The organism is Pseudomonas sp. S37 (assembly GCF_016658545.1).
Lineage (GTDB): Bacteria > Pseudomonadota > Gammaproteobacteria > Pseudomonadales > Pseudomonadaceae > Aquipseudomonas.
Window position 1 is genome coordinate 1 of the sequence record NZ_JACVZC010000180.1, and the last position, 8,016, is coordinate 8,016.

At 62.7% G+C, this 8,016-nt stretch carries 10 protein-coding genes; 7 read left to right on the forward strand and 3 right to left on the reverse strand.

The window, feature by feature from the left end:
- Positions 1 to 287 precede the first annotated feature (287 nt).
- Positions 288 to 818: an RNA polymerase factor sigma-70 gene (locus tag IAE39_RS28420; protein WP_201207791.1), complete on the forward strand. Its 531-nt coding sequence runs from the start codon at positions 288 to 290 to the stop codon at positions 816 to 818.
- A gap of 122 nt (positions 819 to 940) precedes the next feature.
- Here the strand turns inward: IAE39_RS28420 and IAE39_RS28425 are convergent, their stop codons facing one another.
- Together IAE39_RS28425 and IAE39_RS28430 are read right to left on the reverse strand one after the other, a co-directional pair.
- Entirely contained in the window at positions 941 to 1,954 is a 1,014-nt protein-coding gene (locus IAE39_RS28425; RefSeq protein WP_201207792.1) for a GNAT family N-acetyltransferase, read from the reverse strand.
- Positions 1,955 to 2,017: 63 nt separating this feature from the next.
- A complete protein-coding gene (locus IAE39_RS28430; RefSeq protein WP_201207796.1) occupies positions 2,018 to 2,818 on the reverse strand; it encodes a substrate-binding periplasmic protein in 801 nt (266 codons plus the stop codon).
- 171 nt (positions 2,819 to 2,989) lie between these two features.
- On the opposite strand from IAE39_RS28430, the gene IAE39_RS28435 reads away from it, so the two are divergent.
- The gene (locus tag IAE39_RS28435) at positions 2,990 to 3,541 is read left to right on the forward strand and encodes an exonuclease domain-containing protein (RefSeq protein WP_201207793.1); all 552 of its coding nucleotides are present in this window, start codon (positions 2,990 to 2,992) and stop codon (positions 3,539 to 3,541) included.
- Between the two features lie 73 nt (positions 3,542 to 3,614).
- Complete coding sequence (ppnP, locus tag IAE39_RS28440; RefSeq protein ID WP_054894773.1) at positions 3,615 to 3,899, forward strand: pyrimidine/purine nucleoside phosphorylase; 285 nt, start codon at positions 3,615 to 3,617, stop codon at positions 3,897 to 3,899.
- A gap of 113 nt (positions 3,900 to 4,012) precedes the next feature.
- Here ppnP and IAE39_RS28445 read toward each other — a convergent pair whose 3' ends face one another.
- Positions 4,013 to 4,705 (reverse strand): alpha/beta family hydrolase, encoded by a 693-nt coding sequence (locus IAE39_RS28445; RefSeq protein ID WP_236548864.1) that lies wholly within the window; start codon positions 4,703 to 4,705, stop codon positions 4,013 to 4,015.
- Positions 4,706 to 4,755: 50 nt separating this feature from the next.
- Between IAE39_RS28445 and ccoN the strand changes: the two genes are divergently transcribed.
- The 4 genes from ccoN to ccoP are packed head-to-tail and all read left to right on the forward strand — an operon-like array spanning position 4,756 to position 7,940.
- Positions 4,756 to 6,180, forward strand: coding sequence for a cytochrome-c oxidase, cbb3-type subunit I (ccoN, locus tag IAE39_RS28450; protein ID WP_201207794.1), 1,425 nt, complete (start codon positions 4,756 to 4,758; stop codon positions 6,178 to 6,180).
- A 13-nt stretch (positions 6,181 to 6,193) separates the two neighbouring features.
- Positions 6,194 to 6,802, forward strand: coding sequence for a cytochrome-c oxidase, cbb3-type subunit II (ccoO, locus tag IAE39_RS28455; RefSeq protein ID WP_110747989.1), 609 nt, complete (start codon positions 6,194 to 6,196; stop codon positions 6,800 to 6,802).
- A 5-nt stretch (positions 6,803 to 6,807) separates the two neighbouring features.
- Entirely contained in the window at positions 6,808 to 7,002 is a 195-nt protein-coding gene (locus tag IAE39_RS28460) for a cbb3-type cytochrome oxidase subunit 3 (RefSeq protein WP_201207798.1), read from the forward strand.
- On the forward strand, positions 6,999 to 7,940 hold the full coding sequence (gene ccoP / locus IAE39_RS28465) for a cytochrome-c oxidase, cbb3-type subunit III (protein ID WP_201207795.1): 942 nt from the start codon (positions 6,999 to 7,001) through the stop codon (positions 7,938 to 7,940). The genes IAE39_RS28460 and ccoP overlap by 4 nt, the downstream gene beginning before the upstream one ends.
- Positions 7,941 to 8,016 lie beyond the last annotated feature (76 nt).

Genomic DNA, 8,016 nt, shown 5'->3' on the forward strand with positions numbered 1-8,016 from the left:
TTCACCCGCGAAGCGCCGCGCTGGCGGCGCTCGATCTCACAGGCGCAAAAAACCTTTCGGCGAACACTTCGGCGCTCGGTCTCACAGGCGCCACACCTCTCAAGGCAGACACCTCCCAACCCCACCCCTACCCACCCCAACCACCCAATCCCTTAGAACCGAAAGATGCAGATACTAATTACATTTCGCATTTGACAATCATTATCATTCTGAATAGTTTGTCGCACGTCGTAGGAAGCTTCCCAGCCTTGGGTGCCTCCTTTCCCCTCTGTGACAAGGTGATTTCCATGGCGGAACAACTATCCACAAGTAAGTGCGATTCACCATTACTGCAGGCCTTCGTCGACAACCGCAGCATCCTGGTCAAGATCGCTGCCCGCATTACCGGCTGCCGTTCACGCGCCGAAGATGTGGTGCAGGACGCCTTCTTCCGGCTCAGTGCCGCCCCGCAGATCACCTCGTCGTTCAAGGCGCAGCTGAGCTACCTGTTCCAGATCGTGCGCAACCTGGCGATCGACCATTACCGCAAACAGGCGATGGAGCTGAAGTACTCCGGCAGCGAGGAGGAAGGCCTGAACGTGGTCATCCAGAACGCCTCGCCCGAAGCCACTCACATCAACCTGGCGGCGCTGGACGACATTGCCGAGGCGCTGAACGAGCTGCCGCAGCGTACCCGCTATGCCTTCGAGATGTACCGCCTGCATGGCGTGCCGCAGAAGGACATTGCCAAGGAGCTGGGCGTGTCGCCGACCTTGGTCAACTTCATGATCCGCGATGCCCTGGTGCATTGCCGCAAGACCGCTAATCGCCAGGCCTGAGTTGCATCCCCTGTGGGAGCGGGTTCACCCGCGAACACCGGCTTAGCCGGTGCCATGCACCGAGTCAGACTCTTCGCGGGTAAACCCGCTCCCACAGGGCCGCGTAGCGGCCCCGACGGCCTTCAAGCCAGCTTGCATCTATCGAAAAACCGCTCCCGCCCCAGAATCATCAGCGCCGCCCGTTTGTGCGGGAAGTCGAACTCTTTGTCGCAATGGAAACACTGGTCGTGCATGTAGCCGATCATCTTGCCGTTGTCGGCACGCGGCTCAGCCACCACCCGCTGGGTGCGTGGGTCATCCAGGAACAGGTAATGCACCAGCGCCGATAGCCAGCTGGCCACCTTGTGCGGCCCGCGATGGCTCTCCTCGCCTACCAGCATATGGATGCCGCGGTCGTAGTCATCGGCCGGGTAGAACGGCGCAATGCGGTCTTCCTTGGCCCAGTACGCCTCGAAGTAGGCAAACGGCTGGTCATCAAAGCAACCGATCAAGGTCAGGGTATGCGGGTCGGCTTCCAGCTTGGCCAGGTACTCGCGGTGCTGCGCCAGCGTGCCGCCCTCCTGCCAGAACGCTTCTACCCGTGGGTTGTTCTGCCAGCGGTTGAAGCGCTCCAGGTCATGCTCGATTTCCAGGGTGCGCAGCGACACCCAGCTGCCCAGGCGCGCATCGAAACGTCGGTACACCTCGCCACGGGGCTTGGGTGGGCGGCGCGGGTGGCGCTTGCCGTTGCTCAGCTGCATCTGCTGCGGGTACACCGCAGCCACCGCATCGCCCAACCACGGCTGCGGCAGTTGCCAGAACAGCGCCCGCTCGCACAGGTATTGGCCAGGCTGTTCAGTCTCCAGCAAAAGGCCACTGGCCAACGCCTGCGGCAGCGCCTCGGGCAAGTGCCAGGCCAGGCGCTGGCACGCCGTGTCGCGCGACAGCAGCCAATAGCAGGCTGCCCACAAAGACTGGTAGGGGCGCTCTGGGCAGAGGCTTTCGAGGTAAACATGCAAGGTGGCACCGGCTTCCAGGCGCACCTGGATCAGCGGGCGCCCCTCGAGGGTCAAGCTTAACCAGCTGTCGCCCTCCTCGGCACTGAGACTGCGCCAGCGTGGTGGTGACTGTGGCTGCGAAGCGGCATCGAAGGGCATTGGCTTGTCTCGCGAAAATGAAGAAAAGGCTCACTGTCGAGAACGATGGCGCCGAGCGGGAATTTAGCCCTTGGGCACACTGACGGTAATGCGATAAGGCTCGAAAATGCGCGCCAGCTCACCGCTCTCACGCAGGCCGCGCAGCAGGTCGGCAAACGATTGCCCTGCAATGGGAGCATCAGGGCGTAACAAGGCGTAGTGATGGTAGACCTGGTCGATGCGCTGCGAAGGCACCAACTGCGAACGGCTGGCCGGGTTGCGCGCCATGAAGTCACTGAGGTACGAGCGCGTGACCAGGGCGATGTCGGCGCGCCCGGCCTGCACCATCAACAGGTTGCTGTCGTGGGAATAGGTCAGCGTCGCCTTGTAGGCCTTGCGCAGGTAATCCGGGTCGGGGTTGAAGCCGGCGAACGCATAGTGATAGCCATTGAACAGCGCCAGGCGCTTGCCATTCAGGTCGTCAAAGTAATGCGGCTCACGGCCGTTGGCCTGGCGGGCAACGAACACTTCGGCGTCTTCCAGGCCCATGTCCACGCTCTGGTGGGCAATCTGCTGCCAGCCCCATTGCGGGTTCTCGAAAATGGCCATGTCGGTACGGCCCTGCTGGAAGTCACCGAAGCGCCGCTGGATGGAAGTAGGCACCAGGACAAAGTGGTAGCGCTGCTGTGCACGGTTGAGCGCATCGACCAACTGCGGCAGCAAACCGGTGTCGGCGCCCTGCTCGGGGCGCACCGTATAAGGCGGGAAATGCGCCGCGCCAATCTTCACCTCGATGGCATCCGCAGCCCATGCCGGTACCGCCAACCAGAAAACGGCCAGCAGCATCAGGGTGGACAAGGCCTTGAGGCCGGGCGCTGGGGTCAAGACGGACACTCATCACGGTTCATGCCTGGGTCCGCCTAAGCTAGGCGTTTTCCGGGGACGGCACAACTGCTGGTGCCTGCTCTTTACGCCAAAGCAGGCGGCAAAATGCCATGGGGTGCCGGATGCGCCGAGTTTGGCTACGCTCTAGCAGGATCTGCAAGGGAGCCTGCTATGGGCCATTGGTTGGTGATCGACCTGGAAGCCACCACCGATGAGGGTGGGTGGCCGGTCACAGAGATGGAAATCATTGAAATCGGTGCCAGCCTGGTAACGCGCGAAGGCCGTGAGGTCGACCATTTCCAGTGTTTCGTGCGGCCACGGCGGCGCCCCCAACTGACCCCGTTCTGCCGCGAGCTCACCCACATCAGCCAGGCCGACGTTGACGGCGCCACGCCGTTTCGCGAGGTGTGGGCACGTTTCGAGCACTGGCTCGGGCAGCACCGTGAACAGCTACAGGCCTGGGTCAGCTGGGGCGACTACGACCGTCAGCAACTGCATCAGGAATGGCAACTGCATGGCCTGGACAGCCTGCTGCGCACGCTGCCGCACATCAACCTCAAGCAACGCTTTGCCAAGGCCCGCCACCTACAGCGCCCTGCCGGCCTGAACAGCGCCCTGCAACTGGCCGGCATGCATTTTTGCGGGCAGCAGCACCGAGCCCTGGAAGATGCGCGCAACACGGCGCGGCTGTTGCCCTTGAGCCTGCCCGCCGACGGTGCCTGAAAGCAGATGACGGGGCTTGTGGGCTTGGGCATACTGGCCAGCCCTTTTTCATCCCCTTTTTCAGGAGTCGCCCATGTTCCAGGTCAACGAGTACTTTAACGGCACCGTCAAGTCGATCGCGTTCGCGGGCGAAGAAGGCCCAGCCACTGTCGGCGTAATGGCCCCGGGCGAATACGAGTTCGGTACCGCCAAGCGTGAAATCATGCACGTGGTATCGGGTGCGTTGATCGTGAAACTGCCAGGTAGCGACAACTGGGAAACCTTCAATGCCGGCGACAAGTTCAATGTGCCGGCGGACAGCAAGTTCCAGCTGCAGGTGAAGGTGGATACCGCTTACCTGTGCGAGTACCGCGACTAAGCGTTAGCCTGTTCTGGCCTCTTCGCGGGCTTGCCCGCTCCCACAGGGATATCACCGTATTCAGAACCTGTGACCACCCTGTGGGAGCGGGTTCACCCGCGAAGAATCCAACACTATTGCGAAAGGAATGCAGCAACCCTCTCAGCCGCCGCCTGCAAATGCTGCTCATGGCTGAACCCCGAGGCCTTCAACGGCTTCAGGTCATGGTCCCCCGCCACTAGCCAGCTCACCTCGATTGCCGGCGACAACGCATACCCTGCCACCGCCTCGCGGTTACCCAGCGCATCGCGCTCGCCCTGCACGATCAAGGTCGGCGTTTTCAACTCGGCCAAATGCTCCACCCGCGGCTTCTCGGGCTTACCCACCGCGTAGAACGGATACCCCAGGCACACCAGCGCATCCGCGCCCAACTCATCAGCCAGCAGGCTGGCCATGCGCCCGCCCATGGACTTGCCGCCCACCGCCAACTTGCCCGCGACCAAAGGTCGCACCTGCCGGTACACCTCGCGCCAGCATTCCAGCAATACCTTCTGCGGGTTCGGCGGCCGCTTGCCACCGCCAACCCTGCGCTCGGCCATGTACGGGAACTCGAAGCGCACCACCGCCACCCCAAGTGCCGCAAGCCTTTGCGCCATTTCGTCCATGAACCCGCTGTCCATCGGCGCCCCCGCGCCATGGGCCAGGATCAGGCAGCCCTTGTAGCCATCCTTACCTTCAACCTGCGCAAGATCGCAGCGCAAGCCTGGGACATTTCCGACCTTCGCCCATTGATCCCCGTCAATACCGGCACTTTGCCCATTAATCATGCTTGCCTCGCTGTAAAGCCTGCCAAATAACCGTGGATGGGAACCCATACATGAACACAACCAGCAGTACCGCCTATAACTACAAGGTGGTCCGCCAATTCGCCATCATGACGGTGGTGTGGGGAATCGTCGGGATGGGGCTCGGCGTCTTCATTGCCGCCCAGCTCGCCTGGCCTTCCCTCAACTTCGACCTCCCCTGGACCAGCTTCGGCCGCCTGCGCCCCCTGCATACCAATGCGGTGATCTTCGCTTTCGGCGGCTGCGCGCTGTTTGCCACCTCCTATTATTCGGTGCAACGCACCTGCCAGACCACCCTGTTCGCACCGGGCCTGGCCGCGTTCACCTTCTGGGGCTGGCAACTGGTGATCCTGCTGGCGGCCATCAGCCTGCCGCTGGGCTACACCAGCTCCAAGGAATATGCCGAACTGGAATGGCCGATCGACATCCTGATCACCATCGTCTGGGTCTGCTACGCCATCGTGTTCTTCGGCACGCTGATGAAGCGCAACACCAAGCACATCTACGTGGGCAACTGGTTCTTCGGCGGGTTCATCCTCACCGTGGCGATGCTGCACATCGTCAACAACCTGGAGCTGCCGGTCAGCCTGACCAAGTCGTACTCGGTGTACGCCGGCGCCACCGACGCCATGGTGCAGTGGTGGTATGGCCACAACGCGGTGGGCTTCTTCCTGACCGCGGGCTTCCTGGGGATGATGTACTACTACGTGCCCAAGCAGGCCGAACGCCCGGTGTATTCCTATCGCCTGTCGATCGTGCACTTCTGGGCGCTGATCACCCTGTACATCTGGGCCGGCCCGCACCACCTGCACTACACCGCCCTGCCCGACTGGGCACAGTCGCTGGGCATGGTGATGTCGCTGATCCTGCTGGCACCGAGCTGGGGCGGCATGATCAACGGCATGATGACCCTGTCGGGGGCCTGGCACAAACTGCGCAGCGACCCGATCCTGCGCTTTTTGGTGGTATCGCTGGCGTTCTACGGCATGTCCACCTTCGAAGGCCCGATGATGGCCATCAAGACCGTCAACGCGCTGTCCCACTACACCGACTGGACCATCGGCCACGTACACGCCGGCGCCCTCGGCTGGGTAGCGATGATCTCGATCGGCGCGCTGTACCACACCATCCCGAAAGTGTTCGGCAAAGAGCGCATGCACAGCATCGGCCTGATCAACGCGCACTTCTGGCTGGCCACCATCGGCACCGTGCTGTACATCGCCTCGATGTGGGTCAACGGCATCGCCCAGGGCCTGATGTGGCGCGCGGTCAACAGCGACGGCACGCTCACCTACTCGTTCGTGGAAACCCTGGTGGCCAGCCACCCAGGCTTCATCGTGCGCTTCGTCGGTGGTGCGATCTTCCTCAGCGGCATGTTCCTGATGGCCTGGAACACCTGGCGCACCGTGCGTTCGCCGGCGCTTGATGTCGCCCCTGCGAACGCCCAGCTGGCTTGAGGAGACCTGCCTGATGAAACATGAAGTCATCGAGAAAAACGTCGGCCTGCTGGCTTTGCTGATGGTGTTTGCCGTCAGCATCGGCGGCCTGACCCAGATCGTCCCGCTGTTCTTCCAGGACGTCACCAACAAGCCGGTCGAAGGCATGAAGCCCTATACCGCGCTGCAACTGGAAGGCCGCGATATCTATATCCGCGAAGGCTGCGTGGGCTGCCACTCGCAGATGATCCGCCCGTTCCGCGCCGAAACCGAGCGCTACGGCCACTACTCGGTGGCCGGTGAAAGCGTGTGGGACCACCCGTTCCTGTGGGGTTCCAAGCGTACCGGCCCGGACCTGGCCAGGGTGGGTGGGCGCTACTCGGACGACTGGCACCGCGCACACCTGTACAACCCGCGCAACGTGGTACCGGAGTCGAAGATGCCGTCGTACCCGTGGCTGGTCGCCGAACAGGTGGATAACAGCCATACCGACGTCAAGATGCGCACCCTGCGCACCCTCGGCGTGCCGTACACCGACGACGACATTGCCGGTGCCCGCGACGCGGTCAAGGGCAAGACCGAGATGGACGCGCTGGTCGCCTACCTGCAGGTGCTCGGCACCGCGATCAAGAACAAGAGGTGAGTGCGATGGAAATGGACATCGGCATGATCCGCGGCCTGGGCACCCTGGTGGTGATGATCGCCTTCATCGGCCTCTCCCTGTGGGTGTTCAACCGCCGCCGCGACCGTGATTTCGCCGAAGCGCGCCTGCTGCCCTTCGACGACGACCGCCTGCCCGCCGCCGGGCAGGAACCAGCTGCAAAAAGGAGTAACGGGCAATGACCACCTTCTGGAGTACGTACATCTGCGTACTGACCATCGGTAGCCTGATTGGCCTGACCTGGCTGTTGCTCGCCACCCGCAAGGGCCAGAGCCACAACACCACCGACCAGACCATGGGCCACAGCTTCGACGGCATCGAGGAGTACGACAACCCGCTGCCCAAGTGGTGGTTCTGGCTGTTCGTCGGCACCCTGGTGTTCTCGGTCGGCTACCTGATCCTGTACCCGGGCCTGGGCAACTGGAAAGGCATCCTGCCGGGCTATGAAAATGGCTGGACCGGCGTAAATGAATGGCAGAAGGAAATGGACAAGGCCGATGCCAGGTTCGGGCCGATCTTTGCCAAGTACGCCGCCATGCCGGTGGAGGAAGTGGCCAAGGACCCACAGGCGCTGAAAATGGGCGGTCGCCTGTTTGCCTCCAACTGCTCGGTGTGCCACGGCTCGGACGCCAAGGGCTCGTTCGGCTTCCCCAACCTCACCGACAAGGACTGGCGCTGGGGTGGTGAAGCGGAAACCATCAAGGCATCGATCATGAACGGCCGCCACGGCGTGATGCCGGCGTGGGCCGAGGTGATCGGCGAGCAGGGCGTGGCCGATGTGGCCGCGTTCGTGCTGACCAGCATGGATGGCCGTGAACTGCCGGAAGGCGCCAAGGCCGACCCGGCCAAGGGCAAGGAGATCTTCGCCGGCAACTGCGTGGCCTGCCACGGGCCGGAAGGCAAAGGCACCCCGGCCATGGGCGCGCCCGACCTGACCCACCCGCAGGCGTTCATCTATGGTTCGAGCTTTGCCCAGTTGCAGCAGACCATTCGTTACGGTCGCCAGGGGCAGATGCCGGCGCAGGCCGAGATCCAGGGCAACGACAAGGTGCACCTGCTGGCGGCTTATGTGTATAGCCTGTCGCAGGAGCCAGCCTCGCCAGACCTGACCGCCAAGTAACATCCCTTCGCGGGTGAACCCGCTCCCACAGGTTCTGCGCCATATTGAAGGCAGCGCCACACCTGTGGGAGCGGGT